This window comes from Dellaglioa sp. L3N (assembly GCF_054941095.1).
In genome coordinates, this window is the sequence record NZ_CM142928.1 from 1,552,643 (window position 1) to 1,577,988 (window position 25,346).

Below are 25,346 nucleotides of genomic sequence, written 5' to 3' on the forward strand. Positions count from 1 at the left end.
CAATAGATCTTTCATTCACATTAAATATCTGCAAAAAAAAACACCCCACAATATACATTGTGAAGTGTTCCAAAATTTGATATACGAATATATTAACGTTTTGAGAATTGGCTTGCTTTACGAGCTTTCTTAAGACCTGGTTTCTTACGTTCTTTCATACGAGGATCACGTGTAAGTAATCCTGCAGATTTAAGAGCGGGACGGAAATCTGGATCTACTGTAAGTAATGCGCGAGCAATACCATGGCGAACTGCGCCAGCTTGACCTGAGAAGCCACCACCATTAGCGTTAACTAAAACATCATAACTACCTAATGTTTCTGTAGCGTTAAATGGTTGTAAGACAACTTCACGTAAGTTAGCAAATGGAATGTAATCTTCAATTGCTTTGTTGTTAATAGTAATTTTACCAGTACCTGGTACTAAACGTACACGAGCTACTGAGTTTTTACGACGACCTGTTCCTGAATATACGACTTGAGCCATTTCAATTGCCTCCTTAAATTAAGTTTGTAATATCTAAAGTTTCTGGTTGTTGTGCTTGTTGATCATGTTCTGCACCACGATATACATGTAATTTCAATGCTTGTTCTTTACCAAGAGTACCTTTTGGAAGCATACCTTTAACAGAGAAAGCAATTAATTTTTCAGGATCGTTGGCACGGAAATCACCAGCAGTACGAGTCTTTAAACCACCTGGATGATCTGTATGATGTTGGTATAATTTTCTGTCCGCTTTACGACCAGTTAAACCAACCTTTTCTGCATTGATAACAATAACGTTATCACCAGTATCCACATTAGGTGTGAATGTTGGTTTGTTTTTACCGCGTAAGATAGAAGCAACGACAGTTGATAAGCGACCTAAAGAAATATCAGTTGCATCAATAACATACCATTTACGTTCTATTTCGCCTTTTTTTGCTAAATAAGTTGTACGCACGATTGTTTCCTCCGTTTTTTCATGTTGTTTGTTTGACACTCAAATAAGTTTCCGGGGCCTATCAGTGGGGCAAACAATACCATTTATAATATTAACTATTAAAAGTCAATTTGTCAATCTAATTTATGGACATCCCACAAATAAATAACACCTTTTCAGATTTAAAATTGCCTTAGTATTCATATTGTCAATAACTACTAGTTTACCCTAATTCGTCCGGATAATAAACCTTTTTTAAATATAATCCACTGGCTGGAGCCGTTTCTCGAGCTTGTTGTCGATCCTTAACGTCATACAATCGTAAAATATCATGGACCGGACGCCGACCGTTCCCTATTTCTAGGAGTGTTGCGACTAAAATCCGCACCATATTGTAAAGAAAACCATTACCATAAAATTCAAAAATAATTTCATGATTTTCTTTATCTTCTCTCACGGTTGCCTCATAAATGGTCCGAACATGATTGGTCACCTGGCTACCAGCCGCCACAAAACTAGAAAAATCATGTTCACCAACTAAATCTGGCAACGCTTCTTCAATTTTGGCAAGATCAATTTTATATTTATAATGTCCTGTATAGAAACGTTTAAAAGGATCAGTGAACTCACCTTGTGACACACGATACATATATCGTTTTCCATGTGTACTAAAACGTGAATGAAAATCATCACTAACTAGCTCTGCTTTTTTTACCTGAACATCTAGCGGCAATAAGCTATTCAACGCTCGTACCATACTAGTTTCTGGAATTTCATGCATGAAGTCAAAATGAAAAACTTGTCCTAACGCATGAACTCCGGCATCCGTCCGGCCTGACCCATAGATTCTAACGGGAACCTCTGACTTACTCATAATGGTGACTGCTTTTTCCAATACAGCTTCAACGGTCCGTTGGTTCGGTTGACGTTGAAACCCGGCAAAAGCTGCGCCATCATAAGCGACGGTAATTTTATAACGTACTGACATATTTATTCATCCTTAATTTTTGAGGTAGACTAATGCGACGGTGACGATAGCAAATAAGACAAATGCCATGGTATCAGTCGTCCGCCATTTGAGAATACGGTACTTCGTTCGACCTTCACCACCTTGATAACCACGCGATTCCATAGCTATTGCTAAATCTTCGGCACGATTGAACGAACTGACAAATAATGGAATTAATAATGGAATAATTGACTGCATTTGTTTGATTAATGAACCTTGTCCAAAGTTCACCCCTCGAGCACGTTGCGCATTCATAATTTTTTCCGTTTCATCCATCAATGTGGGGACAAATCGTAAGGCAATTGATAACATTAAGGCAATTTCATAGACTGGAAATTTAATGACTTTGAGTGGCTTCAACAGCGATTCAATCGCATCCGCTAATTGAAGGGGTGCCGTTGATAAAGTCAATAACGTTGACATGAAAATGATTAAAATAAAGCGACAAAAAATATATAACCCATTTGTGACACCAAACTCTGAAATTTTAAAAATCCCCCAATGCCAATACATTTGTCCACCACTTGAGAATAACATCTGCAAAGCAACGGTAAAAATAATCAACCAAATGAGCGGGCGAACACCCTTCAAAAAGAAACTCATGTTAATTTTTGAGGCCATGATACAGCCAAGTATAAAGGCCAAAAGCATCGAGAAACTTTGCCAATTATTCGCCATAAAAATAATCCCGACAAAATAAAAACTTAAGACTAATTTAGCTCGAGGATCCAATCGATGAACAAGTGAATCACCCGCTATGTAACGTCCAAAAATCAATTTATTCATTAGCGTCATGGCCTCCATTCTGCTGATTCAGTAATGAGACAAGGTCGTCGGCTAATTCAGCTTCTGTTAAAGGCATATGACTAAATTTAAACCCTTTTTGAATTAGTTTTTTAGAAAACAGCGTTGTTGTTGGCACATTTAAATGATTATTTAATAAGAAATCTGGATCCGCAAAAACATCTTGCGGCGTCCCTGATTTGATAATTGTGCCTTTCGACATAATAATCGCATGATCTGCATAATTCGCCACATCATCCATTTGATGCGTCACTAAAATAACAGTGAGTTTCTGTTCACGATGCAGTTTTTCGAACATCGCCATCATATCAACACGGCCTCTGGGATCCAAACCTGCCGTTGGTTCGTCCAAAACAAGGATCTTAGGCTCCATAGCCAAAATTCCAGCTATCGCTACCCGACGCATTTGTCCGCCTGAGAGGTCAAACGGTGACTGTTGATAGATACTTTCTGGCAAGCCAACTAATGCTAACATTTTTGCGGCGATTGCCTCCGCTTCTACTTCCGTTTTGCCAAAATTTTTAGGCGCGAATGCCACATCTTTAATGACCGTTTCTTCAAAGAGTTGTGCTTCTGGAAATTGAAAAACGATCCCAACTTGTTTACGCAAATCATTCAATGCTTTGTTAGATGTTTCTGGCGTAATCACTTGTTCGCCAATTTGAATTTCCCCTTCAGTTGGCTTCAATAACCCATTTAGATGTTGTAGTAATGTCGACTTACCAGAACCGGTATGCCCGACAATTGCCGTAAACGATCCTTCTTTAATATCAAGATTAATGTCATGCAAGGCTCGACTTTCAAAAGGGGTCCCTTTTTGATAGGTGAAGGCTACTTCGTTGAATTTAATTGCCATAACCAATCCACCATACCTTCCTCTGTCATATAATCATCTGGAACTTCAAAATGACGTTTTTTAAGTGCGACTTTTAACCGTTCTGGATAAGGAACATCCAAGCCCATATCGACTAATTGCTCGCCAAGTGCGAAAATTTCGGCAGGAGTCCCCTGTTTTACGAGCTGGCCTTCATCCATCACCATGATTTTGTCAGCACTCGCTGCTTCATTAATATCATGTGTGATTGAAATGATAGTTAACCCCCGCTCATCTTTGAGTTGGTGAATTAGGCTCAAAACTTCATCACGGCCTTCTGGATCCAGCATACTGGTTGATTCATCCAAGATGATGACTTCTGGTCTTAGAGCGACAATTCCAGCGATTGCGACCCGTTGTTTCTGTCCACCAGAGAGTCTCGCAGGTTCTTTAGCGGCAAATTCCCACATATCCACACGTTCAAGGGCATCTTTGACTCGGATCTGCATGTCTGAACGCTCAATCCCATTATTTTCTAAACCGAACGCAACATCGTCCTCGACAGTCGCCCCAACGAATTGATTATCCGGATTTTGAAAAACAATGCCAATTTTACGACGAATATCCCAAACTGTTTCTGTTGATAAAACAAGTCCAGCAACTGTGATTTCACCTGATTGCGGTGCGAGTAGTCCATTGATATTTTTTGATAACGTACTTTTTCCACTACCATTATGACCAATGATAGCGACCCAGTCTCCTTTATTAATCGTAAAGGACACATCTTTAAGGGCCATTTCATTCGTCTCTTTTTGTGTTTCATATTGATAATTTAAATGCTCAACTTTAATTACTTCAGTCATTATCTCTGTCCTCACACTTCGCAAAATAGATTACGGTTTAAATTATATCACAGGCAAAAATTATCTTAGTCTGTTTATACTTTTATTAGCATGGTTATTTTATCTATAGCTCTCATTTTAAAGGACTAATTAATCTCGACATGTGATAATTAATTAAATCTTGTTCATGTCGATAATGATGCTGTTTGTTTTGACTTTTAAATCCTTGTTTTTCAAAAAAGGAGACTGCGGTAATTGAAGCATCCACCGTTTGTTCAGCTAGTTGTAACTCATTTCTTTGATAACTGGTTAATCCCTCTAATAACAACGTACCAATATGGTGCTTAATCATTCGACTCATAACGTACAACATATCAATGTGCCCTGTTACTTCACTGTTGCCAAATCCAACGACTTTTGACTCTTTGATGGCAACTAACGTGTAGGACTGCTTCAACCGCTTATGCCACTCGTCGAGATTAGGATGAGATTGTTTCCATTCATTGATTTCTAACTGAGAATAATATTGTCGATTTACATCTTGAATCGTTTGATTAAATAAAGCGATGATTTCAGATAAATATTGTCTCTCATAATGAACAATTCTAATTGTATCCCCAGTCATAACCATTTCCTCCTAAGTATGAATTAAGAATAATAGTTATCATACTAGATTTCAATCCATAAAAAAAGGGTTCAGAACACATTGTTTGAATGCGTTCTGAACCCTTTTAACAATCTCATTAGAAAATAAAAAATCACTATGAAGGATGACCGGCAATTCACAAATGTGAAAAACCTTCAAACTAGACTAAGATTGCTCCATCATCATAACGTTTGTTTTTAATCATCAATCAAAGTGAAAAATTATCTAGTAACGAATTATACTAATTCAATAATAACCATTTGTGCGGCATCGCCACGACGAGGCATTGTCTTCATAGTTCTAGTGTATCCACCATTACGTTCAGCGTAACGAGGAGCTACATCAGAAAATAATTTTTGTAATGCTGATTGAACAGTGACATCGTCACCATCTTCTTTCACGTCAGCAACTGTGTTTCTTACGAAAGCAGCAGCACGACGACGTGAAGCCAAATCACCACGTTTACCTAAAGAAATCATTTTATCGGCAGATTTGCGTACTTCTTTAGCGCGAGCTTCAGTAGTCACAATTCGTTCGTTGATAATAAGACTTGTTGTTAAATCACGTAACATTGCTTTACGTTGAGAACTTGTACGTCCTAATTTGCGGTAACTCATGAATAGGTTCCCTCCCTCTATATAATATTAGTCATCATGACGTAATGATAAATCAAGCGCAGCTAATTTAGCTTTGACTTCTTCCAATGATTTACGGCCTAAGTTACGGACCTTCATCATGTCGGCTTCAGATTTATTCGTTAATTCTTGAACCGTGTTGATACCAGCACGTTTCAAACAATTATATGAACGAACCGATAAATCGAGTTCTTCAATCGTCATTTCGAGCATTTTTTCTTTATGGGTTTCTTCTTTTTCAACCATAATTTCAGTGTTCTTTGCTTCGTCGGTTAAATCAACAAATAAAGTCAAATGCTCAGTTAAAATTTTAGCCGACAAACTAATGGCTTCGCTTGGTGTAATTGAACCGTTCGTCCAAACATCAAGTGTCAATTTGTCATAATCATCTTTTTGACCAACACGTGTTTTTTCTACTTGGTAGTTCACACGTTCGATTGGGGTATAAATGGAGTCAATTGGTAATACGCCAATTGGCATATCTTCCGCTTTGTTTTGATCAGCAGATACGTATCCACGACCGTTGCTAGCGTTCATGCGAACATGAAAAGATGCACCTTCTGCGACTGTACAAATGTACAAGTCGGGATTCAATACTTCAACATCACTGTTTCCAATGATATCACCGGCAGTAACTTCTGCGGGACCCTTCACATCAATTTCGATGGCTTGGTCTTCATCAGCAGCTAACTTCAAAGCAACTTTCTTAATATTCAAAATAATTTGAGTAACATCTTCCAATACGCCTTCAATAGTTGAAAACTCATGTAAAACACCATCAATTTGAATATTAGTAATAGATGCGCCTGGTAAGGAAGATAGTAGAATCCGACGAAGTGAATTACCTAATGTCGTACCATAACCGCGTTCAAGTGGTTCTACAACAAATTTACCATAGTTAGGACTTTCATCTATCTTATGAATATTTGGTTTTTCAAATTCAATCATTCTTATCTTTACCCCTTTCAAAACGTAACGTGTAATCTAGTGAAAACATTATGAAGTTCAACTCCGTAATGAATATTAATCCACGTTAAACACGACGGCGTTTTGGAGGACGACATCCATTATGAGGCACTGGAGTAACATCGCGAATTGCAGTTACTTCAAGACCAGTTGTTTGTAAAGCACGAATTGCGGCTTCACGGCCAGAACCAGGGCCTTTAACAGCTACTTCAACGGTTTTCATACCGTTTTCCATTGAGCCTTTAGCTGCAGCTTCTGCTGCCATTTGTGCTGCGAATGGTGTAGATTTACGACTACCTCTAAAACCTAATGCACCAGCTGATGACCATGCAACGGCGTTACCGTTAACATCAGTAATCATAACAAGTGTATTGTTAAAAGTAGAATGAATATGTGCAACACCGGCTTCAATATGTTTTTTAACACGGCGTTTGCGAGAAACTTTCTTAGTTGCCATAAATAGTATTACCTCCTTAATCTAATAATTATTTCTTGCGGCCTGCAATTGATGTAGCTGGGCCTTTACGTGTACGAGCGTTGTTTTTCGTGTTTTGTCCACGAACTGGTAAACCACGACGATGACGCATGCCTCGGTACGTTCCAATTTCTTGGAGACGTTTAATATTCAAACTGATTTCGCGACGTAAGTCACCCTCAATTTTGAATTGATCAACAACTTTACGGATTGCATCCTCTTGGTCAGTTGTTAAATCACGAGTTCTAATATCTTCTGATACTTCTGCTTCTACCAAGATCTTAGCAGCAGTTGTATTACCGATTCCATAAATGTAAGTTAATGCTACCACGATTCTTTTATCACGTGGAATATCAATACCTGCAATACGAGCCATAACAATTACACCTCCTAATTTTTATTATCCTTGACGTTGTTTATGTTTTGGATTTGCGCTGCAAATGATCATAACTCGACCTTTGCGCTTGATAACTTTACAATGTTCACACATTGGTTTTACTGATGGTCTTACTTTCATTGAATTATACCTCCTAAAAGTTTTTGAAGTACAATCTATTTAAAGCGATAAGTAATACGACCCTTACTTAAATCGTAAGGAGACATTTCAACCGTCACTTTATCACCGGGTAAAATACGAATATAGTTCTTACGGATTTTACCTGAGACATGAGCTAAAATTTCATGATCATTTTCAAGTACTACTCGAAAAGTCGCATTGGGTAACGTTTCACGGACCGTACCCTCAATCTCAATTACTTCTTCTTTCGCCACGTAAATGTACCTCCTTAAAATCGTGTTTTAACTTTACATGTAAAAATGGTGAGAATTAGATACTCTCACCCGTTCTTATCAAGATATTATTGCAAATATCCTCCTGAAAAGATAAACCGGAATTATTCTATCATACCGCTATCTCAGATGCAAGTTAGCCACTCCGGCACAATTACTTTGCAGCGGAATACTAAGATTATTTAAGATTGTTTAAAATCGTTTCAATATCTGCAAATACATCTTCAATATCACGGTTACCATCTACTGTATACAATAGATGACGTTGTTCATAAAAATCTAATAATGGTGTATTCATTTTGATGTTAACTTCTAAACGGTTCTTAACCGTTTCAAGCTTGTCATCTTCACGTTGATAAAATTCATGATGACCACAACGATCACAAGTTCCTTCAACCTTTGTAGGGTTGAAGATTTTATGATAAGTAGCACCACAATTACGACAAATGTAACGACCAGTTAAACGTTCAATTAGTGATTCAGGATCGACATGAATGTCAATGACTGCATTAAGAGGTTTCCCAAGGTCTTTGCCAATTTCGTCCAAGGCAACAGCTTGCGCCATATTTCTTGGAAAACCATCGAGCATGTAGCCGTCTTGAATATCATCTTCGGCTAATCGTTCTTTGACAATGCCATTTGTGACTTCATCAGGAACAAGATCACCGCGATCAATATACTTTTTAGCTTCAAGTCCCATTGGTGTTTCATTTTTCATTGCTGCACGGAAGATGTCTCCCGTAGAGATATGAGCGATGTGGAAAACGTCGACAATCTTTTCAGCTTGTGTTCCTTTACCTGCACCAGGTAAACCCATTAACATCAGGTTCATTTTCGTCATGAATATCCTCCTAATATGAGAAATGGCTAGGCATCAGCCTAACCTAATCCTCAGTTTAAAATTTGTATTTTATCGATTATCTAATGAATCCAACATACTTACGTTTCATCATCATACCCTCTAATTGACGAATGGTTTCAAGTGCAACCCCAACAACAATTAACAGACTAGTACCACCTAAACCAACTGATTCATCTAATCCAAACAAACTCGATGCTAATAATGGAATTAAAGCAACAAATCCTAAGAACAATGAACCAACCGTACTTAATCGCATCAATAATTTTGAAACATATTTTTCTGTTGCTTTACCAGGCCAAACACTTGGAATATAACTTCCTTGTTTTTGTAAGTTCTCTGAGAGTTTCTCAGGATTTACCTGGACGAAAGCGTAGAAGAATGTGAACAAGACAATCAATACAGTATATAGAATGGCACCATACGTTGTTTGCATGTTAAAAACTTGACTCAGTACTTGGTACCAAGTCGTATCACCCTGTGAGCTTTGGAATGCCAAAAGCACAGTTTGAGGAGTTGCAATGAACGAACTCGCAAAAATAACGGGGATAACACCCGCAACGTTCACTTTAAGTGGCAGATAAGAATTATCTGTCGCACCAGCTACACGTCTTGTGTATTGAATTGGAATCTTGTAGTTAGCTTGTTGAACATATGTTACAAAAGTTACAATTGCAAAGATTGCAACGAACAAGATAACTATGAACAAGATGCCCCCCCAAAGATCACCTTTATCAGCTTGGAAAATTTGTTCATTAAAAATCTGTTTAATACCACCCGGAATACGAGAAACAATACCTGCCATGATTAACATGGAAACACCATTTCCAATACCTCGTTCAGTAATCATATCACCTAACCAAGTCGTAAACATTGTTCCAGCTGTTAAAATAACACCCAAGACAACATATGTTTCCGTACTTGGATTATTAACCAAGCCTAAACTACTCAATGAGTCTAAACCTGCAGTAATACCTACAGATTGAACAAACGCCAAAACAATTGTTAGGTAACGCGTAGCTTGATTCAATTTACGACGACCAACTTCACCTTGTTTACTCCATTCTACAAAACGAGGAACAATGTCCATTTGTAGTAATTGAATAACAATTTGAGCAGTAATGTAGGGTGAAACCCCCATTGCGAAAATTGAGTAGTTAGTTAATCCACCACCACTAAATGTGTTAAGAAGACTAACTAAGTTACTACTTGTTGCACTAGCAATTGCAGCATGGTTAATTCCAGGAACTGTTATAAAAGTACCTAAGCGAAAGACAATTAAAACACATAAAGTGAAAAAAATCTTTTGACGGATTTCTTTCACAGCTAATGCATTTTTCATCACTTTAAGCATTAGATCACCTCTGTTTGACCACCGGCAGCTTCAATAGCTTCTTTAGCAGCAGCTGAGAATTTACCTGCTTTAACAGTTAATTTCTTATTAAGTTCGCCGGAAGCTAAAATTTTAATTCCTGATTTTTCGTTCTTAACAATACCTGATTCAACAAGTAAAGCTGGTGTTACTTCAGCACCGTTTTCGAATTTGTTTAAGCTATCTAAATTGACAACTGCATATTCTTTACGGTTGAAGTTGTTAAATCCACGTTTTGGCATACGACGGAATAAAGGCATTTGTCCACCTTCAAAACCTAAACGTACTTTACTACGGGCTTTTTGACCTTTTTGACCACGGCCAGAAGTTTTACCATTACCAGAAGATGTTCCACGTCCGACACGGTTACGTATTGAGCGAGAACCTTCACTAGGTTTTAATTCATGTAATTTCATAGGGTTGGCACCTCCTTATTTTAAACTTCAAACAAGATGTTGATATTATTTTACTTCTTCAACGTCCACTAAATGAGAAATCTTTGCGATAACGCCTCGTGTTACTGCGTCGTTAGGACGAATAACAGAGCTGCTAATACGGTGTAAACCGAAAGCTTTAACGATTTCGCGTTGATTTTGAGGACGTCCAATGACACTGCGTTTTAATGTAATTTTCAAATCTGTCATGTTTTAGTCCTCCTAATCAGCTAAGTGTTGAATAGAAACGCCACGTAATGCAGCAACTTCTTCAGCACTCTTCATTTTCTTTAAACCAGCCATTGTTGCGCGAACAACGTTGATTGGTGTATTTGAACCTAATGATTTACTTGTTACATCTGATACTCCAGCAAGTTCCATAACGGCACGAACTGAACCACCAGCAGCAACTCCAGAACCTTCAACAGCTGGTTTAAGCATAATGCGTCCACCACTGTATTGACCGAGAACTTCGTGAGGAAGTGTCGTACCGACCATAGGTACGTCAATCAAGTTCTTTTTAGCATCTTCAACTGCTTTACGGATTGCTTCAGGAACTTCTTGAGCTTTACCTGTACCGAAGCCTACATGACCATTGTGATCACCGACGATAACTAATGCAGCAAAACGTAGACGACGTCCACCTTTTACAACTTTAGTAACACGGTTAATCGCAACAACACGATCTTCTAAATCTAAATGAGTTGGATCAATGAAAGTCATAAACTATTTCCTCCCTTTCTTAGAATTCTAATCCATTTTCACGAGCTGCTTCAGCTAAAGCAGCAACGCGTCCATGGTATAAGTATCCGCCACGATCAAAAACAACAGCTTTGATACCTTTGTCATTAGCACGTTTAGCAACTAATGCGCCAACAGCAGTAGCTTTTGCTACTTTGCTATCGCCTGTTACTTCACTATCAATTGTTGAGGCACTTGCTAGCGTTACACCCGCTACGTCATCAATTACTTGAGCGTAGATGTGGTTATTTGAACGGAATACGTTTAAGCGTGGGCACTCTGCAGTTCCAGAAATCTTACCACGAACACGTAAATGACGCTTTGAACGTGTTTTATTTCTATCTGGTTTTGTAATCACAATTTTCACCTCTTGATTTTATTCAAAAACAAAGTAAGTAATGCTAAGCAGCATTATTTACCTGTTTTACCTTCTTTACGACGAACATGTTCGCCAACGTACCGAATTCCTTTACCTTTATAAGGTTCTGGAGGACGAACGGCACGAATTTCTGCGGCAAGATCGCCAACTTCTTGTTTACTGATACCTGAAATAATGATACTTGTATTTGCAGGAACTTCAACTTTTAAGTTTGCACGTTCTTCAAAATCCACTTGATGTGAATAACCAACATTTAATACTAATTTTTTCCCTTGTAATTGTGCACGATAACCAACACCAATCAACTCAAGTTCTTTTTTGAAACCTTCTGTAACACCAAGAACCATGTTGTTTACGTTGGCACGCATTGTACCATGTAAGGCACGAGTGCTTTTATCGTCACTTTCACGAGTAAATTTAACTGAAAGGCCTTCAACATGCATTGTAATTGCATTAGAAAACTTACGAGTTAATTCACCTTTGGGGCCTTTTACTGTAACCATTTGACCTTCTTGTGTAACTTCTACACCAGCAGGAAGAACGATTTCTTTATAACCTATACGACTCACGCGAGTGACACCTCCTTACGAATTAATTGATTACCAGATGTATGCTAAGACTTCGCCACCAATTTGTTTGGCGCGTGCATCTTTATCTGTCATCACACCTTCTGATGTTGAGATAACTGCAATTCCTAAACCATTTAATACTTTAGGAACTGCATCAGCTTGAACGTACGTACGTAATCCTGGTTTTGAAATACGTTTGATACCAGAGATTACACGTTCATTGTCTTTTCCAAATTTTAAAAATACACGGATAATTCCTTGTTTGTCATCATCGATGTATTCGATATCACGTACGAAACCTTCATTTTTAAGGATTTCAGCGATATCACGTTTGATTTTTGAAGCAGGCACTTCTAAAGACTCATGCCGTACCATATTTGCATTACGGATACGAGTTAAAAAGTCTGCGATCGGATCAGTCATGACCATTGAGTTTACCCTCCTTTAACTTGTCTTTTAGATTTACCAGCTAGCTTTTTTCATACCAGGAATTTGGCCTTTGTGAGCAAGGTCACGAAGACAAATACGGCATAATTTAAATTTACGATAAACAGAATGTGGACGACCACAACGTTCGCAACGTGTATAAGCTTGTGTAGAGAATTTTGCTGGACGTTTGTTCTTTGCAATTAATGATTTTTTAGCCAAAGCTTTGTAACCTCCTTATTATTTAGAAAACGGCATACCTAATTGTGTGAGTAATTCTTTTGATTCCTCATCAGTATTAGCAGTTGTAACAATAACGATATCCATTCCACGAACTTTATCCACATCATCGAAATCGATTTCTGGGAAAATTAATTGTTCGCGAACACCTAAAGTATAGTTACCACGGCCATCAAAGGCTTTATTGCTAACACCACGGAAATCACGCACACGAGGTAATGAAACTGATACTAATTTGTCTAAGAAATCGTACATGCGTTCGCCACGTAAAGTAACTTTAGCACCGATTGGCATACCTTCACGTAAACGGAAGCCAGCGATTGATTTTTTAGCTTTTGTAACCAAAGGTTTTTGACCAGCGATCAAAGCTAATTCTTCAACTGCTTTATCTAAATTCTTAGCATTTGTAACAGCATCACCTACACCCATGTTGATAACAATTTTATCAACTTGAGGTGTTTGCATAATTGATGTGTAGTTAAATTTTTCCATCATAGATGGTGTAATTTCATTAGTGAACTTTTCTTTTAAACGGTTAGTCATGAAGAAAGTGTCCTCCTTTCAATAGGTCTACTTAACAGTTTCACCTGATTTTTTAGAAACTCTAACTTTCTTGCCATCTACAACTTTAAAGCCAACACGAGTTGGTTCGTTTGTAGAAGGGTCGACAAGCATCACGTTTGAAACGTGAATTGGTGCTGCCATATCCACGATGCCACCTTGTGGATTCGAGTTGCTAGGTTTTTGATGTTTTTTTACAATATTGATACCTTCAACAATCACACGGTCTTGTTTAAGGAAAACTTTAGTAACAGTACCTTGTTTACCTTTATCTTTACCTGCAATTAATTGAACTTTATCACCAGTTTTGACGAACATTTAGCGCACCTCCTTGTTTTCCGATGGATTTCTTATAATACTTCGGGTGCTAAAGAAACAATCTTCATGAAATTGTTATCACGTAATTCACGTGCAACAGGTCCAAAGATACGTGTACCTTTAGGGCTTTTGTCATCTTGGATGATAACGGCAGCATTTTCATCAAATTTGATGTATGAACCGTCAGCGCGATGAGCACCTGATTTTGTACGTACGATTACAGCTTTAACAACTTCACCTTTTTTGACAACACCACCTGGTGTTGCATGTTTAACAGTAGCAACAATAACGTCACCGATATTAGCAGTTCTACGCTTTGATCCACCTAAAACTTTAATAGTTAAGATTTCCTTTGCGCCTGAATTGTCGGCAATTTTTAAACGACTTTCTGTTTGTATCACAGTAAGTGTCCTCCTTTCAATAGCAAATTAGAAATACGAATGGCAATTATGCTTAAGCAATAACTGCTTTTTCAACGATATCTAATAAACGGAATCTCTTAGTTGCTGACAATGGACGAGTTTCCATAATTTGAACAATATCGCCGATTTTTGCTTCGTTGTTTTCATCATGTGCATAGAATTTTTTAGAATAAGTCACACGTTTACCGTAGGTTTTGTGTGTCTTGTATGTTTCGATAAGAACACTAATCGTTTTATCCATTTTGTCGGATACAACACGTCCTTGATAGACTTTACGTTGGTTACGAGTTTCACTCATGCGTAAATGGCCTCCCTTTCGTAATCTACTTGTTTAATTCTTGTTGGCGTAATGCCGTTTTGATACGAGCAATTGTTTTACGAACTTCACTTAAGCGTGCGGTATTTTCTAATTGACCGGTAGCTAATTGGAAGCGTAAGTTAAACAATTCATCTTTAAATTCTTGTTCTTTGGTAATCATTTCAGCAGTGGTTAATTCATTAATTTCCTTAGCCTTCATGTGATTCGCCACCTACTTCCTCACGTTTTACAATTTTAGTTCTCACTGGAAGTTTGTTTGATGCTAAGCGTAAAGCTTCGCGAGCAACTTCTTCAGTAACACCGGCAACTTCAAACATGATCTTTCCACGTTTAACTGGAGCTACCCATCCTTCAGGAGCACCTTTACCAGAACCCATTCGAACACCAATTGCTTTTGCAGTATATGATTTATGAGGGAAAATTTTAATCCATACTTTCCCACCACGTTTCATATGACGGTTAATTGCGACACGGGCAGCTTCGATTTGACGGTTAGTGATCCATGATGATTCAAGAGCCTGCAAACCGTAATCTCCAAAAGCGACTTCTTTGCCACCTTTAGCTTCCCCACGCATTTTACCACGGAATTCACGACGGAATTTTGTACGTTTAGGTACTAACATAGGTTATTTCCCTCCTTTCACAGCGTTTTTCTTAGCTGGTAAGATTTCACCACGGTAGATCCAGACTTTAACGCCTAATTTACCATAAGTGGTCATTGCTTCAACCCAAGCATAGTCAATGTCTGCTCTTAAGGTATGTAATGGAACGGTACCATCTGAGTAACTTTCGACACGAGACATATCTGCTCCGTTAAGACGACCAGCAACTTGAACTTTGATACCTTTAGCACCAGAGCGCATTGTACGTTGCATAGCTTGTTTAACAGCACGACGGAATGCGACACGGTTTTCTAATTGTTCCGCAACGTTTTCGCCGACTAATTGAGCATCTAAATCAGGACGTTTGATTTCAACAATGTTGATATGCACACGTTTACCTGTTAAATCATTTAATTCTTTACGAAGTTTTTCAACTTCAGCTCCACCTTTACCGATAACCATACCGGGTTTAGCAGTATGGATTGAAACGTTAACACGTTTTGCAGCGCGTTCGATTTCAACGATAGAGACAGAAGCGTCGGTTAATTTTTCTTGAATGTATTTACGGATGTGTAAATCTTCATGAAGGTAGTTTGCAAAATCTTTTTCTGCATACCATTTTGAATCCCAATCACGAATGATACCTACACGTAATCCCGTTGGATTTATTTTTTGACCCACGCGTTATCCCTCCTTATTTTGTAGCTTCAGATACAACTACTGTAATGTGACTCGTACGTTTGTTGATTGGTGATGCTGATCCCTTAGCACGGGGACGGAAACGTTTTAACGTTGGTCCTTCGTTAGCAAAGATATCAGTAATAACCAAGTTTTCACCATCTAAATCAAAATTATTTTCTGCATTAGCTACAGCAGAAAGTAATACTTTTTCAATAATTGGGCTTCCGGCTCTTGGAGTAAATCTCAAGATACCGATAGCTTCAGCAACACTTTTACCTCTGATAAGATCGATTACCAAGCGAGCTTTACGCGCTGGAATACGAACAGTTTTGGCGGTTGCTTTTGCTGATGTTACTTGTTCAGCCATGTGTATAACCTCCTTTATTTAACTGCAGTTTTCTTATCGTCAGATCCGTGACCACGGAAAGTACGTGTTGGAACAAATTCACCCAACTTATGACCAACCATATCTTCTTGCATAAAAACTGGAACGTGTTTGCGTCCATCATATACAGCGATAGTTAGACCAATAAAGTTAGGGAAGATTGTTGAACGACGTGACCATGTCTTGATAACTGTTTTCTTTTCTTGATCAGTTTGTGCTTCGACCTTTTTCATCAAATGTTCATCGACGAATGGTCCCTTTTTTAGACTACGACTCAATGTGAATCCTCCTTCCGGAATATAGCTTAAGCAACAAGCAAATTATTTCTTGTTGCGTCCACGTACGATAAATTTGTCTGATTGGTTTTTCTTTGAACGTGTTTTGTAACCCATCGTCTTTTGACCCCAAGGAGACATAGGTGATGGACGACCAATTGGTGCTTTACCTTCACCACCACCATGAGGATGATCGTTAGGATTCATAACTGATCCACGAACTGTAGGACGTTTACCAGCCCAACGAGCACGACCAGCTTTACCAATTTTGATTAATTCATGTTGTTCGTTACCAACAGCACCGATAGATGCGCGACATGTTGATAAGATCATGCGAACTTCGCCTGATGTCAAACGAACAAGAACGTATTTGCCTTCTTTACCAAGTAATTGTGCTGAAGCACCGGCTGAACGAGCAAGTTGTCCACCCTTACCTGGTTTCAATTCGACATTATGGATAATTGTACCAACTGGGATATCTTGAAGAGCTAATGCGTTACCAACCTTGATATCTGCTTCTTTACCAGATTGAACCATCATGCCAACTTCTAATCCTTTAGGAGCAATAATGTATGATTTGATACCATCAGTATATTGAATTAATGCAATATTAGCTGAACGGTTTGGATCATATTCAATTGCTTTAACAGTTGCTGTTACATTGTCTTTAACACGTTTGAAATCGACCAAACGGTATTGACGTTTATGACCACCACCACGGTGACGAACAGTAATGCGACCATAGTTGTTACGGCCAGCAGTTCTGCTTTTTGATTCTAGTAATGATTTTTCAGGAGTTGATTTAGTAATTTCTGAAAAATCAGAACCAGTCATATTACGACGGCCGTTAGTGGTTGGTTTGAATTTTTTAATTCCCACGTTGTTTTCCTCCTATTTACAAAAATTTAGATTATTCTTCGAATAATTGAATTTCTTTTGAATCGGCAGTTAAAGTAACGATTGCTTTACGACGTTTTTTAGTATAACCAGCATAGCGACCTTGACGTTTCAACTTACCTTTAACATTCATGATATTTACTTTAACAACTTTGACGCTAAAAATATCTTCGATAGCTTTTTTAACTTCAATTTTAGTTGCACGAGTATCAACATCAAATGTGTAAACCTTATCAGCCATTCTGTCCATTGCTGCTTCGGTGATGACTGGGCGTAAGATAACATTTCTTGATTCCATTATGAAAGAGCCTCCTCTACTTGAGAAAGAGCTGCTTGAGTCATGACTAATTTGTCGTTGTTGATAACGTCAAGAACGTTAACACCTTTAGCTTCTACTACTGTAACGTTTGGTAAGTTACGAGCTGCTAAAGCAACGAAATCATTGCCAGGTTCAAGAACTATTAATACTTTTTTATTAATATCTAAGTTACTTAAAACTTCTTTAAAAGTTTTTGTTTTTGGTTGTTCGAAGCTAAGTGCATCGACCATAACCACGCTACCATCTAATACTTTTTGTGAAAGTACTGATTTAAGAGCTAAACGACGAACTTTTTTAGGTAATTTGTAACTATATGAACGAGGAGTAGGGCCAAATACGACACCACCACCACGCCATTGTGGGCTACGGATAGATCCTTGACGAGCACGACCTGTTCCTTTTTGGCGCCATGGTTTTCTACCACCACCTGAAACTGCACTTTTGTTTTTAACTGAATGAGTTCCTTGACGTAAAGATGCACGTTGCATGATTACGGCGTCAAAAATGACATTGTCGTTAGGTTCGATTCCAAAAATAGCATCGTTTAATTCAACTTCACCATTTTTAGTACCATCTTGTTTTAATAATGCGACTGTTGGCATTTTGAAATTCCTCCTTCCTGTTATTTAGCGTCTTTAATGACGTTTTTAATTGTTACTACTGATTTGTTTGCGCCTGGCACGTTACCTTTAATCAAGATAACATTGCTATCAACGTCAACACGAATAATTTCCAAGTTTTGGACAGTTACGCGCTTGCCACCCATGCGACCAGGTAATCTCTTACCTTTAAATACACGGTTAATAACGGCACCCATTGAACCAGGACGACGATGGTAACGTGAACCATGAGTCATAGGACCTCGTGATTGTCCCCAACGTTTGATATTTCCTTGGAAACCATGTCCCTTAGACGTACCTGTGACGTTAACGACGTCTCCAGCTGAGAAAGTATCAACCTTGATTTCGTCGCCTACTTTATATTCACTAAGCACGACATCGTTAATTTCACGAACGAAGCGCTTAGGAGTAGTATTTGCTTTTGCTGCATGACCTTTAGCAGGTTTGTTTGTTAATACTTCACGCATGTCTTGGTAGCCTAATTGAATTGCTTCATAACCATCGTTTTCAATTGTTTTCAATTGTAAAACAACGTTTGGTGTAGATTCAATAACTGTAACTGGTACCAATTCACCATTATCAGTAAAAACTTGTGTCATACCTACTTTTTTTCCTAAGATTCCTTTTGTAGTCATAAGTACACCTCCAATATGTTTATAATTTATTTTTGTAGCTCGGTTTTATAACTTGATTTCAATATCAACGCCACTAGGTAAGTCAAGTTTCATCAATGAATCAACTGTCTTAGGTGTTGGGTTAACGATATCAATCAAACGTTTATGTGTAAGCATTTCGAATTGTTCACGTGAATCTTTATGCTTATGTGGTGAACGTAAAACTGTGTATAATGTACGTTCTGTTGGCAATGGAATTGGTCCAGAAATTGTTGCCCCTGTTCTTTTTGCAGTTTCAACAATCTTGTCAGCAGATTGATCTAAAATACGGTGTTCGTAAGCTTTTAGGCGAATACGAATTTTTTGTTTTGCCATTTTGTTCCCTCCTTCGTCTATTTTAAAAATAAGACTAGCTCCGTGCAAGTGACCGGCACGCCTTGCGTGGCAAAGCTGCCGGGCGTGTCGCAATCTTGCACATCTTAGCTCATTCTATGAAACCCTGTCACAGGGCGAACTACGCCATCTGTTTTTGGGTACTTATCTATATTACTAAAGATAAAGCCCTATGGCAAGTGCTTTCTTGCTTTTTTTCAAACTTTCTCATTGTTTAATCATAATTTACTTTTTTTAAAACTCTTTTTATTTTCAACTGTTATTTTAACACAAAAAAAGAAGTTACCGTTAAACGATAACTTCTTTTAAAAAGTTTAAAACAACTGACTAATCAGCAGATGTTCCATTTTTCTTCATAATTTCTTCTTGGATTGCTTTTGGTACAGCTTCATAATGATCAAATGTCATTGTGAATGTACCACGACCTTGTGTAGAAGAACGTAAAGTAGTTGCGTAACCAAACATTCCTGAAAGAGGAACCATTGCATTAACAACTTGTGCATTTCCGCGAGCTTCCATACCTTCAACACGTCCACGACGAGCAGTTACGTGTCCCATAACATCACCTAAGTAATCTTCTGGAGCAACAACTTCAACTTTCATCATTGGTTCAAGGATGACAGCACCAGCACTCTTAGCAGCATTTCTCAATGACATTGAGGCAGCTACCTTAAATGCTGATTCGTTAGAATCGACATCATGGTATGATCCATCATACAATTTAGCTTTAACATCGATAAGTGGGTAACCTGCAAGAACACCATTTTGCATAGCTTCTCTCAAACCTTGTTCAACTGAAGGGATATATTCACGAGGAACAACCCCACCGACGATAGCGTCTTCGAATGCAAAACCGCCACCTTCTACATTAGGTGAGAATTCAACAGTAACATCACCATATTGACCTTTACCACCAGATTGACGAACAAATTTACCTTGTGCAGAAACAGTTTTTGTAAATGTTTCACGGTAGGCAACTTGTGGTTCACCAACAGTAGCTTCAACGTTAAATTCACGTCTCATACGATCAACGATGATATCCAAATGCAATTCACCCATACCAGCGATTAAAGTTTCACCAGTTTCAGGGTTAGTTTCTGCCTTGAATGAAGGATCTTCTTCAGCAAGTTTTTGCAAACCGATATCCATCTTATCTTGATCAGCTTTTGTTTTTGGTTCGATAGATACTTGGATAACTGGTTCAGGGAATTCCATTGATTCAAGAATTAATGGGTGTTTTTCATCCGTTAATGAATCACCAGTTGTTGTATTTTTCAAACCAATAGCAGCAGCAATATCACCTGAGAATACTTCAGGAATTTCATTACGGTGATTTGAATGCATTTGAAGAATACGACCAACACGTTCACGCGTGTCTTTAGTAGAATTCAAAACATAAGAACCAGCTTGTAATGTACCTGAGTAAACACGGAAGAATGTTAAACGACCAACGAATGGATCTGTTGCAATTTTAAAGGCCAAAGCAGCAAAATCTTTATCATCGCCAGCTGTAATTTCAACTTCTTCATCTGTTTTAGGATCTGTTGCATTATAAGGTTTAACATCTAAAGGAGATGGTAAGAAATCATTAACAGCATCCAACATCATTTGAACACCCTTGTTTTTAAATGCTGAGCCAGCAAGAACTGGGTACATTTCAAGGTTCAATGTTGCTTTACGAATAGCAGCTTTGATTTCATCTTTAGTAATTTCAACCCCATCAAGATATTTTTCCATAAGCTTTTCATCAACATCAGCAACAGATTCAACTAAAGCTTCACGACGTTTTGTAGCTTCTTCTAAATATTCTTCAGGAACATCAATACTTTCCCATGTAGCTCCTAAATCATCGTTATCATATAAATCGGCTTTCATTTCGATTAAATCAATAACACCTTCAAAATCATCTTCAGCGCCAATTGGCATTTGGATAGGAACAGCATTTACTTGAAGACGATCTTTGATTGTACCTACTGAATAATCAAAGTTAGCACCCATTTTATCCATCTTATTGATGAATACGATACGAGGAACTGAATATGTTGTTGCTTGACGCCAAACATTTTCAGTTTGTGGTTCAACACCAGATTGACCATCTAAAACAACAACGGCTCCATCTAAGACACGAAGTGAACGTTCAACTTCAATAGTGAAATCCACATGTCCTGGAGTATCGATGATGTTAATACGATGACCTTTCCATTCAGCTGTTGTAGCAGCTGATGTGATTGTAATACCACGTTCTTGTTCTTGTTCCATCCAATCCATTTGTGAAGCTCCTTCATGAGTTTCACCAATTTTATGGATTTTACCAGTGTAGTACAAAATACGTTCAGTAGTTGTTGTCTTACCAGCATCAATATGAGCAACAATCCCAATATTACGCGTTTTTTCTAGTGGAAATTCGCGTTTGTTTGCCATTTTGTAGGATCTCCTTCCGATTCTAAAATATATTCAAAAAAATGACTACTATATCGATTATCAAAATCATATAATAGCCATCCTTTTATAAAATTACCAGCGGTAATGTGCGAATGCTTTATTAGCGTCAGCCATTTTATGTGTATCTTCACGTTTCTTAACTGATGCACCAGTATTGTTAGCTGCATCCATGATTTCTTTAGCTAAACGTTCTGGCATAGTATGTTCCCCACGTAAACGTGCGTAACTTACTAACCAACGTAAACCTAAAGTTGAACGACGATCAGGGCGAACTTCAATTGGCACTTGGTAGTTAGAACCACCGACACGGCGAGCTTTAACTTCAAGTACAGGCATGATGTTTTTCATAGCTTCATCAAAAACTTCATTAGGTTCGTTTCCTGTTTGTTCTTTAATCATTTCGAATGCATCATACAAGATCTTTGATGCAGTACCACGACGACCATCTAACATTAAACGGTTGATTAAACGTGTTACTAATTTAGAATTGTAAATTGGATCAGGCAATACTTCTCGTTTTGGAGCTGGGCCTTTTCTTGGCATCTAAATAACCTCCTTAGATTCTATTTTTTATTAGAATAACTTATTATTACTTAGGTCTCTTTGCGCCGTATTTTGAACGACTTTGTTTACGATCAGCAACACCGGCTGTATCAAGAGCACCACGGATAACATGGTAACGTACCCCAGGTAAATCTTTTACACGGCCACCACGAATAAGAACAACACTATGTTCTTGTAAGTTATGTCCAATACCAGGAATGTATGCTGTAACTTCAAGCAAGTTAGATAAACGCACACGTGCATATTTACGTAAAGCAGAGTTAGGTTTCTTAGGTGTCATTGTTCCGACACGAGTAGCAACCCCACGTTTTTGTGGTGCAGGATTATCTGTTTGAACTTTTTTGTAACTGTTATACCCGAAGTTTAATGCGGGTGCACCAGATTTTGAACCTTTAGAATTACGACCTTTACGAACTAATTGATTAATTGTTGGCATCTAAAGTTTCCTCCTTCCTTATTATAGGTTAATTGTTTTTAAGTCCACACATCCAGGTGGTTCATTTTTTAATAATAAAAAATAACGTCCTAGACGTCTGGCTTATAATGCGCTACTGTTAGACAGAATCTCAACTATGTAGATGAATTAACTGCTCACAAAAAGCACCTTACATAGAATAGCATGGTATTTAATTTTCGTCAATGGTATTTATGCTAAAAAGCGTACTTTTTAATATAGGAGGATTTTAATTATGTTAATTAGTTACCTATTTCTATTAGGCGCTTGCTTAGGTTCATTCATCACCTGTATTGCAACACGTTGTGCATTGAATCAAAGTCAGTTAGGTCAAAGGTCAATGTGCGATTATTGTGGTGCCGAGATTCTTTGGCGTGACCTTATCCCCATCTACACTTATCTCAGATTACACGGATGTTGTCGATTCTGCAAGGGCCGATTCCCGGCTTACTCATTTATTTTCGAATGCAGCTTAGCATTTATGCTCCCTGTCACTTTTATTCAACTACCTTTACCAAATTTTTTACTAATTGTCACTTTTTTGTTTTATTTAACCTTTTTATCAGTTATGGACTTCACCAACCGTCTTATTTCTAGTCGTTTAACTATTGGTGGCGGCATTTTACTTATCACTTGGCATTATCTATTACTCGGTTTTCCAGATGCCTTAATCACTATTTTATTTTTCAGTCTATTTCTATTTATTTTATGTTTTCAACAAAAGCTTGGACTTGGTGATTTTATTTTACTACTCGTTATTCAACTAACATTGGGTGTTCAGTTTTGTCTAATCGTTACGCTTAGTGCTTGCATCAGTTCACTCATTTATTTCCTTTGTGCAAAGCAAACTCGCCATCAAGCTTTCGCCTTTGTCCCACATCTAACACTAGGTACCTATCTCACCATTATCCTATCTTTCCTCATATAAAAAAAGGCTGAGCAAATTTGCTCAGCCTTTTCAATTAGTCCTCAATGGCATCATTTAAATGACCATAATTAAATAAAATATTTAAGATAACCGCTGATAAACTACCTACAACAAGTCCGTTACCCAAAATAGTTTGAACTGTTAATGGTAACGCTTGAAGTAATGCAGGTTGCACCGTGACACCAAGACCCAAGCTGACTGAAATACCAATAATCAATAAATTGCTGTTACTGCCCTCAACTTCACGCAACATTTTAATGCCTTGCGCACCAACCATACCAAACATTACCAACATAGCACCACCCAAAACAGAAGCAGGAATAACAGTGGCGGCTGCACCTATTTTAGGTAAAAGTCCTAAAACGATTAAAAAGAATGCTGAGAAATAAACCGGTTTTTTTGTTTTAATACCTGATAATTGAACGATACCCACATTTTGTGAAAAAGTTGAGTATGGGAACGTATTGAAAATACCGCCTAAAATAGCAGCAATGCCTTCAGCACGATACCCTTTTTTCAAATCATCTTTTTTAATAGGTTGACCAATAATATCTCCTAAAGCAAAGAATACACCTGTTGATTCAATCATTGTTGTCAAAGCCGCTAAAATCATCGTCACAATTGATGACCATTCAAATTTTGGTGCAGCAAACATAAAGATATGTGGTAATTGGAACCAATTTGCTTGACTCACTGGATCTAACGTTACTTTACCCATAAAAGAAGCAACTATCACACCAACTAAAATACCAATTAAGATACCAACTTGTTGAATGAAACCACGTCCCCAAATATTTAAGATCAAGATGACGGCAATCGTAACACCCGCAACTATCAGATTAGGAATGCTACCAAACGATTTGGCAGCTGCATCCCCACCACCCATATTAGTAAAAGCAACTGGGATTAACGTTAATCCAATCAATGTAATTAACGATCCTGTAACTACTGGCGGGAAAAACTTTCTAATATTTGCAAAAAATCCAGCAATTAGGAAAATAAAAATTCCGGCAGCAATAATCGCCCCATACATCGTTCCCAAGCCAAAATGTTTACCCACAGCACTCAGTGGTGCGACATATTCAATCGCACATCCAAGTACTACGGGTAAGCCAATCCCTGTGAAACGTGTGCGTTTCAATTGTAACAATGTTGCAATCCCACACATGAAAATATCCATCGAAACTAAATAAGTAATTTGTTTTGTACTAAAACCAAGTGCAGCCCCAACTAATAATGGCACTAAAATGTCGCCTGAATACATGGCTAATAAATGCTGTAACCCTAAAATTGCTGCTTTAAAATTCGATAAGTTAGATTCGTCCAAACTACTATTTTCTAATTCCGTGCTATTTTTCATTCGATCCTCCACATTATCCTTCACACTAATAAGTCAGATTTTCTATGGATTTCATGCCCAATACGTGCTCGATTTAGTTCACATATAGTCCGGAATTTACGGCTCCGGGTAGAAACTAGCATCCATATCATGACATTATATAGGTGATTGGTATTTTTTATTGTATGACAATATTAACACAGTCCATTTATCCATACAATAGTTTACGTACATCATTTGAATGGAAGCGTTTATTGTTCGTTTATAAAACGCAAAAAAAAGAACAATTCTT

41 protein-coding genes and 1 riboswitch are annotated in these 25,346 nt (G+C 37.9%); of the genes, 1 reads left to right on the forward strand and 40 read right to left on the reverse strand.

Translation table 11 applies throughout. The features are described from left to right. Window positions 1-92: 92 nt before the first annotated feature. The 39 genes from rpsI to rpsL all read right to left on the reverse strand — a co-directional run bounded on the left by rpsI (window position 93) and on the right by rpsL (window position 22,769). Complete coding sequence (gene rpsI, locus ACVPPR_RS07995; protein ID WP_462298801.1) at window positions 93-485, reverse strand: 30S ribosomal protein S9; 393 nt, start codon at window positions 483-485, stop codon at window positions 93-95. 13 nt (window positions 486-498) lie between these two features. Further along, the gene (gene rplM, locus ACVPPR_RS08000) at window positions 499-942 is read right to left on the reverse strand and encodes a 50S ribosomal protein L13 (RefSeq protein WP_462298844.1); all 444 of its coding nucleotides are present in this window, start codon (window positions 940-942) and stop codon (window positions 499-501) included. Window positions 943-1,144: 202 nt separating this feature from the next. Beyond that, complete coding sequence (truA, locus tag ACVPPR_RS08005) at window positions 1,145-1,909, reverse strand: tRNA pseudouridine(38-40) synthase TruA (protein WP_462298802.1); 765 nt, start codon at window positions 1,907-1,909, stop codon at window positions 1,145-1,147. A 12-nt stretch (window positions 1,910-1,921) separates the two neighbouring features. Next, window positions 1,922-2,725, reverse strand: coding sequence for an energy-coupling factor transporter transmembrane component T family protein (locus ACVPPR_RS08010; RefSeq protein ID WP_462304121.1), 804 nt, complete (start codon window positions 2,723-2,725; stop codon window positions 1,922-1,924). Further along, window positions 2,709-3,590 carry an energy-coupling factor ABC transporter ATP-binding protein gene (locus ACVPPR_RS08015; protein ID WP_462304122.1) on the reverse strand — a complete coding sequence of 294 codons (882 nt, stop codon included), beginning with the start codon at window positions 3,588-3,590 and terminating at the stop codon, window positions 2,709-2,711. Before ACVPPR_RS08015 ends, ACVPPR_RS08010 begins: the two co-directional genes overlap by 17 nt. Continuing rightward, complete coding sequence (locus ACVPPR_RS08020; RefSeq protein ID WP_462304123.1) at window positions 3,566-4,411, reverse strand: energy-coupling factor ABC transporter ATP-binding protein; 846 nt, start codon at window positions 4,409-4,411, stop codon at window positions 3,566-3,568. Before ACVPPR_RS08020 ends, ACVPPR_RS08015 begins: the two co-directional genes overlap by 25 nt. A gap of 112 nt (window positions 4,412-4,523) precedes the next feature. Next, the gene (locus tag ACVPPR_RS08025) at window positions 4,524-5,015 is read right to left on the reverse strand and encodes a GNAT family N-acetyltransferase (protein WP_462304124.1); all 492 of its coding nucleotides are present in this window, start codon (window positions 5,013-5,015) and stop codon (window positions 4,524-4,526) included. Window positions 5,016-5,272: 257 nt separating this feature from the next. Then, window positions 5,273-5,653, reverse strand: coding sequence for a 50S ribosomal protein L17 (gene rplQ, locus ACVPPR_RS08030; protein WP_057974617.1), 381 nt, complete (start codon window positions 5,651-5,653; stop codon window positions 5,273-5,275). Between the two features lie 27 nt (window positions 5,654-5,680). Then, a complete protein-coding gene (locus ACVPPR_RS08035) occupies window positions 5,681-6,619 on the reverse strand; it encodes a DNA-directed RNA polymerase subunit alpha (RefSeq protein WP_462298807.1) in 939 nt (312 codons plus the stop codon). An 85-nt stretch (window positions 6,620-6,704) separates the two neighbouring features. Continuing rightward, window positions 6,705-7,094: a 30S ribosomal protein S11 gene (gene rpsK, locus ACVPPR_RS08040; protein WP_057974619.1), complete on the reverse strand. Its 390-nt coding sequence runs from the start codon at window positions 7,092-7,094 to the stop codon at window positions 6,705-6,707. Window positions 7,095-7,122: 28 nt separating this feature from the next. After that, window positions 7,123-7,488 (reverse strand): 30S ribosomal protein S13, encoded by a 366-nt coding sequence (gene rpsM, locus ACVPPR_RS08045; RefSeq protein WP_057974620.1) that lies wholly within the window; start codon window positions 7,486-7,488, stop codon window positions 7,123-7,125. A 24-nt stretch (window positions 7,489-7,512) separates the two neighbouring features. Then, entirely contained in the window at window positions 7,513-7,629 is a 117-nt protein-coding gene (rpmJ, locus tag ACVPPR_RS08050) for a 50S ribosomal protein L36 (protein ID WP_057756760.1), read from the reverse strand. 35 nt (window positions 7,630-7,664) lie between these two features. Beyond that, window positions 7,665-7,883, reverse strand: coding sequence for a translation initiation factor IF-1 (gene infA, locus ACVPPR_RS08055; RefSeq protein ID WP_057974621.1), 219 nt, complete (start codon window positions 7,881-7,883; stop codon window positions 7,665-7,667). Window positions 7,884-8,079: 196 nt separating this feature from the next. Continuing rightward, on the reverse strand, window positions 8,080-8,742 hold the full coding sequence (locus ACVPPR_RS08060; RefSeq protein ID WP_462298808.1) for an adenylate kinase: 663 nt from the start codon (window positions 8,740-8,742) through the stop codon (window positions 8,080-8,082). 76 nt (window positions 8,743-8,818) lie between these two features. Beyond that, the gene (secY, locus tag ACVPPR_RS08065; RefSeq protein WP_462298809.1) at window positions 8,819-10,114 is read right to left on the reverse strand and encodes a preprotein translocase subunit SecY; all 1,296 of its coding nucleotides are present in this window, start codon (window positions 10,112-10,114) and stop codon (window positions 8,819-8,821) included. Next, the gene (gene rplO / locus ACVPPR_RS08070; protein ID WP_462298810.1) at window positions 10,114-10,548 is read right to left on the reverse strand and encodes a 50S ribosomal protein L15; all 435 of its coding nucleotides are present in this window, start codon (window positions 10,546-10,548) and stop codon (window positions 10,114-10,116) included. The genes secY and rplO overlap by 1 nt, the downstream gene beginning before the upstream one ends. 45 nt (window positions 10,549-10,593) lie before the next feature. Beyond that, complete coding sequence (gene rpmD, locus ACVPPR_RS08075; RefSeq protein WP_057974624.1) at window positions 10,594-10,776, reverse strand: 50S ribosomal protein L30; 183 nt, start codon at window positions 10,774-10,776, stop codon at window positions 10,594-10,596. Between the two features lie 12 nt (window positions 10,777-10,788). Beyond that, window positions 10,789-11,289, reverse strand: a complete 501-nt coding sequence (gene rpsE, locus ACVPPR_RS08080; RefSeq protein WP_462298811.1) for a 30S ribosomal protein S5 — start codon at window positions 11,287-11,289, stop codon at window positions 10,789-10,791. Between the two features lie 19 nt (window positions 11,290-11,308). Next, a complete protein-coding gene (gene rplR, locus ACVPPR_RS08085) occupies window positions 11,309-11,665 on the reverse strand; it encodes a 50S ribosomal protein L18 (RefSeq protein ID WP_462298812.1) in 357 nt (118 codons plus the stop codon). 53 nt (window positions 11,666-11,718) lie between these two features. Then, window positions 11,719-12,255: a 50S ribosomal protein L6 gene (gene rplF, locus ACVPPR_RS08090; protein ID WP_462298813.1), complete on the reverse strand. Its 537-nt coding sequence runs from the start codon at window positions 12,253-12,255 to the stop codon at window positions 11,719-11,721. A 30-nt stretch (window positions 12,256-12,285) separates the two neighbouring features. Continuing rightward, window positions 12,286-12,684, reverse strand: coding sequence for a 30S ribosomal protein S8 (rpsH, locus tag ACVPPR_RS08095; RefSeq protein ID WP_057974628.1), 399 nt, complete (start codon window positions 12,682-12,684; stop codon window positions 12,286-12,288). A gap of 33 nt (window positions 12,685-12,717) precedes the next feature. After that, the gene (locus tag ACVPPR_RS08100) at window positions 12,718-12,903 is read right to left on the reverse strand and encodes a type Z 30S ribosomal protein S14 (protein WP_057974629.1); all 186 of its coding nucleotides are present in this window, start codon (window positions 12,901-12,903) and stop codon (window positions 12,718-12,720) included. A gap of 18 nt (window positions 12,904-12,921) precedes the next feature. Next, a complete protein-coding gene (rplE, locus tag ACVPPR_RS08105; protein ID WP_462298814.1) occupies window positions 12,922-13,464 on the reverse strand; it encodes a 50S ribosomal protein L5 in 543 nt (180 codons plus the stop codon). Window positions 13,465-13,491: 27 nt separating this feature from the next. Continuing rightward, a complete protein-coding gene (rplX, locus tag ACVPPR_RS08110; protein WP_462298815.1) occupies window positions 13,492-13,800 on the reverse strand; it encodes a 50S ribosomal protein L24 in 309 nt (102 codons plus the stop codon). A gap of 32 nt (window positions 13,801-13,832) precedes the next feature. Continuing rightward, window positions 13,833-14,201: a 50S ribosomal protein L14 gene (gene rplN / locus ACVPPR_RS08115; protein ID WP_057974632.1), complete on the reverse strand. Its 369-nt coding sequence runs from the start codon at window positions 14,199-14,201 to the stop codon at window positions 13,833-13,835. A 52-nt stretch (window positions 14,202-14,253) separates the two neighbouring features. Further along, entirely contained in the window at window positions 14,254-14,520 is a 267-nt protein-coding gene (gene rpsQ / locus ACVPPR_RS08120) for a 30S ribosomal protein S17 (protein WP_057974633.1), read from the reverse strand. A 25-nt stretch (window positions 14,521-14,545) separates the two neighbouring features. After that, window positions 14,546-14,740 carry a 50S ribosomal protein L29 gene (rpmC, locus tag ACVPPR_RS08125; RefSeq protein WP_057974634.1) on the reverse strand — a complete coding sequence of 65 codons (195 nt, stop codon included), beginning with the start codon at window positions 14,738-14,740 and terminating at the stop codon, window positions 14,546-14,548. Then, the gene (rplP, locus tag ACVPPR_RS08130) at window positions 14,730-15,164 is read right to left on the reverse strand and encodes a 50S ribosomal protein L16 (protein ID WP_462298816.1); all 435 of its coding nucleotides are present in this window, start codon (window positions 15,162-15,164) and stop codon (window positions 14,730-14,732) included. Before rplP ends, rpmC begins: the two co-directional genes overlap by 11 nt. Before the next feature lie 3 nt (window positions 15,165-15,167). Next, window positions 15,168-15,824, reverse strand: a complete 657-nt coding sequence (rpsC, locus tag ACVPPR_RS08135) for a 30S ribosomal protein S3 (protein WP_057974636.1) — start codon at window positions 15,822-15,824, stop codon at window positions 15,168-15,170. 13 nt (window positions 15,825-15,837) lie between these two features. Further along, on the reverse strand, window positions 15,838-16,191 hold the full coding sequence (rplV, locus tag ACVPPR_RS08140; RefSeq protein WP_462304125.1) for a 50S ribosomal protein L22: 354 nt from the start codon (window positions 16,189-16,191) through the stop codon (window positions 15,838-15,840). A gap of 14 nt (window positions 16,192-16,205) precedes the next feature. Then, the gene (gene rpsS / locus ACVPPR_RS08145) at window positions 16,206-16,487 is read right to left on the reverse strand and encodes a 30S ribosomal protein S19 (RefSeq protein ID WP_462298818.1); all 282 of its coding nucleotides are present in this window, start codon (window positions 16,485-16,487) and stop codon (window positions 16,206-16,208) included. A gap of 42 nt (window positions 16,488-16,529) precedes the next feature. After that, on the reverse strand, window positions 16,530-17,363 hold the full coding sequence (gene rplB, locus ACVPPR_RS08150; protein WP_462298819.1) for a 50S ribosomal protein L2: 834 nt from the start codon (window positions 17,361-17,363) through the stop codon (window positions 16,530-16,532). Window positions 17,364-17,394: 31 nt separating this feature from the next. Then, complete coding sequence (rplW, locus tag ACVPPR_RS08155) at window positions 17,395-17,679, reverse strand: 50S ribosomal protein L23 (RefSeq protein ID WP_462298820.1); 285 nt, start codon at window positions 17,677-17,679, stop codon at window positions 17,395-17,397. Then, a complete protein-coding gene (rplD, locus tag ACVPPR_RS08160) occupies window positions 17,679-18,302 on the reverse strand; it encodes a 50S ribosomal protein L4 (protein ID WP_462298821.1) in 624 nt (207 codons plus the stop codon). The genes rplW and rplD overlap by 1 nt, the downstream gene beginning before the upstream one ends. A 20-nt stretch (window positions 18,303-18,322) precedes the next feature. Beyond that, window positions 18,323-18,955 carry a 50S ribosomal protein L3 gene (gene rplC / locus ACVPPR_RS08165; protein WP_462298822.1) on the reverse strand — a complete coding sequence of 211 codons (633 nt, stop codon included), beginning with the start codon at window positions 18,953-18,955 and terminating at the stop codon, window positions 18,323-18,325. 45 nt (window positions 18,956-19,000) lie between these two features. Further along, window positions 19,001-19,309 (reverse strand): 30S ribosomal protein S10, encoded by a 309-nt coding sequence (gene rpsJ, locus ACVPPR_RS08170; RefSeq protein WP_057974643.1) that lies wholly within the window; start codon window positions 19,307-19,309, stop codon window positions 19,001-19,003. 345 nt (window positions 19,310-19,654) lie between these two features. Further along, window positions 19,655-21,748 carry an elongation factor G gene (gene fusA / locus ACVPPR_RS08175; protein WP_462298823.1) on the reverse strand — a complete coding sequence of 698 codons (2,094 nt, stop codon included), beginning with the start codon at window positions 21,746-21,748 and terminating at the stop codon, window positions 19,655-19,657. 93 nt (window positions 21,749-21,841) lie between these two features. Beyond that, window positions 21,842-22,312 carry a 30S ribosomal protein S7 gene (rpsG, locus tag ACVPPR_RS08180; protein WP_057974645.1) on the reverse strand — a complete coding sequence of 157 codons (471 nt, stop codon included), beginning with the start codon at window positions 22,310-22,312 and terminating at the stop codon, window positions 21,842-21,844. Between the two features lie 46 nt (window positions 22,313-22,358). Continuing rightward, a complete protein-coding gene (gene rpsL, locus ACVPPR_RS08185; protein WP_057974646.1) occupies window positions 22,359-22,769 on the reverse strand; it encodes a 30S ribosomal protein S12 in 411 nt (136 codons plus the stop codon). Window positions 22,770-23,022: 253 nt separating this feature from the next. Here rpsL and ACVPPR_RS08190 point away from each other — a divergent pair, with 253 nt between their 5' ends. Continuing rightward, on the forward strand, window positions 23,023-23,715 hold the full coding sequence (locus ACVPPR_RS08190) for a prepilin peptidase (RefSeq protein ID WP_462304126.1): 693 nt from the start codon (window positions 23,023-23,025) through the stop codon (window positions 23,713-23,715). 34 nt (window positions 23,716-23,749) lie between these two features. Here ACVPPR_RS08190 and ACVPPR_RS08195 read toward each other — a convergent pair whose 3' ends face one another. Continuing rightward, window positions 23,750-25,075: a nucleobase:cation symporter-2 family protein gene (locus ACVPPR_RS08195; RefSeq protein ID WP_462304127.1), complete on the reverse strand. Its 1,326-nt coding sequence runs from the start codon at window positions 25,073-25,075 to the stop codon at window positions 23,750-23,752. A gap of 65 nt (window positions 25,076-25,140) precedes the next feature. Further along, window positions 25,141-25,238: riboswitch (purine riboswitch) on the reverse strand. Window positions 25,239-25,346 lie beyond the last annotated feature (108 nt).

What these genes read in the sequence shown, in the direction of transcription:
- rpsI (WP_462298801.1), bottom strand. Translation starts at nt 485, where the DNA reads ATGGCTCAAGTCGTATATTCAGGAACAGGTCGTCGTAAAAACTCAGTA.
- truA (WP_462298802.1), bottom strand. Translation starts at nt 1,909, where the DNA reads ATGTCAGTACGTTATAAAATTACCGTCGCTTATGATGGCGCAGCTTTT.
- ACVPPR_RS08010 (WP_462304121.1), bottom strand. Translation starts at nt 2,725, where the DNA reads ATGACGCTAATGAATAAATTGATTTTTGGACGTTACATAGCGGGTGAT.
- ACVPPR_RS08015 (WP_462304122.1), bottom strand. Translation starts at nt 3,590, where the DNA reads ATGGCAATTAAATTCAACGAAGTAGCCTTCACCTATCAAAAAGGGACC.
- ACVPPR_RS08020 (WP_462304123.1), bottom strand. Translation starts at nt 4,411, where the DNA reads ATGACTGAAGTAATTAAAGTTGAGCATTTAAATTATCAATATGAAACA.
- ACVPPR_RS08025 (WP_462304124.1), bottom strand. Translation starts at nt 5,015, where the DNA reads ATGACTGGGGATACAATTAGAATTGTTCATTATGAGAGACAATATTTA.
- rplQ (WP_057974617.1), bottom strand. Translation starts at nt 5,653, where the DNA reads ATGAGTTACCGCAAATTAGGACGTACAAGTTCTCAACGTAAAGCAATG.
- ACVPPR_RS08035 (WP_462298807.1), bottom strand. Translation starts at nt 6,619, where the DNA reads ATGATTGAATTTGAAAAACCAAATATTCATAAGATAGATGAAAGTCCT.
- rpsK (WP_057974619.1), bottom strand. Translation starts at nt 7,094, where the DNA reads ATGGCAACTAAGAAAGTTTCTCGCAAACGCCGTGTTAAAAAACATATT.
- rpsM (WP_057974620.1), bottom strand. Translation starts at nt 7,488, where the DNA reads ATGGCTCGTATTGCAGGTATTGATATTCCACGTGATAAAAGAATCGTG.
- rpmJ (WP_057756760.1), bottom strand. Translation starts at nt 7,629, where the DNA reads ATGAAAGTAAGACCATCAGTAAAACCAATGTGTGAACATTGTAAAGTT.
- ACVPPR_RS08060 (WP_462298808.1), bottom strand. Translation starts at nt 8,742, where the DNA reads ATGACGAAAATGAACCTGATGTTAATGGGTTTACCTGGTGCAGGTAAA.
- secY (WP_462298809.1), bottom strand. Translation starts at nt 10,114, where the DNA reads ATGCTTAAAGTGATGAAAAATGCATTAGCTGTGAAAGAAATCCGTCAA.
- rplO (WP_462298810.1), bottom strand. Translation starts at nt 10,548, where the DNA reads ATGAAATTACATGAATTAAAACCTAGTGAAGGTTCTCGCTCAATACGT.
- rpmD (WP_057974624.1), bottom strand. Translation starts at nt 10,776, where the DNA reads ATGACAGATTTGAAAATTACATTAAAACGCAGTGTCATTGGACGTCCT.
- rpsE (WP_462298811.1), bottom strand. Translation starts at nt 11,289, where the DNA reads ATGACTTTCATTGATCCAACTCATTTAGATTTAGAAGATCGTGTTGTT.
- rpsH (WP_057974628.1), bottom strand. Translation starts at nt 12,684, where the DNA reads ATGGTCATGACTGATCCGATCGCAGACTTTTTAACTCGTATCCGTAAT.
- rplE (WP_462298814.1), bottom strand. Translation starts at nt 13,464, where the DNA reads ATGACTAACCGTTTAAAAGAAAAGTTCACTAATGAAATTACACCATCT.
- rplX (WP_462298815.1), bottom strand. Translation starts at nt 13,800, where the DNA reads ATGTTCGTCAAAACTGGTGATAAAGTTCAATTAATTGCAGGTAAAGAT.
- rpsQ (WP_057974633.1), bottom strand. Translation starts at nt 14,520, where the DNA reads ATGAGTGAAACTCGTAACCAACGTAAAGTCTATCAAGGACGTGTTGTA.
- rpmC (WP_057974634.1), bottom strand. Translation starts at nt 14,740, where the DNA reads ATGAAGGCTAAGGAAATTAATGAATTAACCACTGCTGAAATGATTACC.
- rplP (WP_462298816.1), bottom strand. Translation starts at nt 15,164, where the DNA reads ATGTTAGTACCTAAACGTACAAAATTCCGTCGTGAATTCCGTGGTAAA.
- rplV (WP_462304125.1), bottom strand. Translation starts at nt 16,191, where the DNA reads ATGGCTGAACAAGTAACATCAGCAAAAGCAACCGCCAAAACTGTTCGT.
- rplW (WP_462298820.1), bottom strand. Translation starts at nt 17,679, where the DNA reads ATGGAATCAAGAAATGTTATCTTACGCCCAGTCATCACCGAAGCAGCA.
- rplD (WP_462298821.1), bottom strand. Translation starts at nt 18,302, where the DNA reads ATGCCAACAGTCGCATTATTAAAACAAGATGGTACTAAAAATGGTGAA.
- rplC (WP_462298822.1), bottom strand. Translation starts at nt 18,955, where the DNA reads ATGACTACAAAAGGAATCTTAGGAAAAAAAGTAGGTATGACACAAGTT.
- rpsJ (WP_057974643.1), bottom strand. Translation starts at nt 19,309, where the DNA reads ATGGCAAAACAAAAAATTCGTATTCGCCTAAAAGCTTACGAACACCGT.
- fusA (WP_462298823.1), bottom strand. Translation starts at nt 21,748, where the DNA reads ATGGCAAACAAACGCGAATTTCCACTAGAAAAAACGCGTAATATTGGG.
- rpsG (WP_057974645.1), bottom strand. Translation starts at nt 22,312, where the DNA reads ATGCCAAGAAAAGGCCCAGCTCCAAAACGAGAAGTATTGCCTGATCCA.
- rpsL (WP_057974646.1), bottom strand. Translation starts at nt 22,769, where the DNA reads ATGCCAACAATTAATCAATTAGTTCGTAAAGGTCGTAATTCTAAAGGT.
- ACVPPR_RS08190 (WP_462304126.1), top strand. Translation starts at nt 23,023, where the DNA reads ATGTTAATTAGTTACCTATTTCTATTAGGCGCTTGCTTAGGTTCATTC.
- ACVPPR_RS08195 (WP_462304127.1), bottom strand. Translation starts at nt 25,075, where the DNA reads ATGAAAAATAGCACGGAATTAGAAAATAGTAGTTTGGACGAATCTAAC.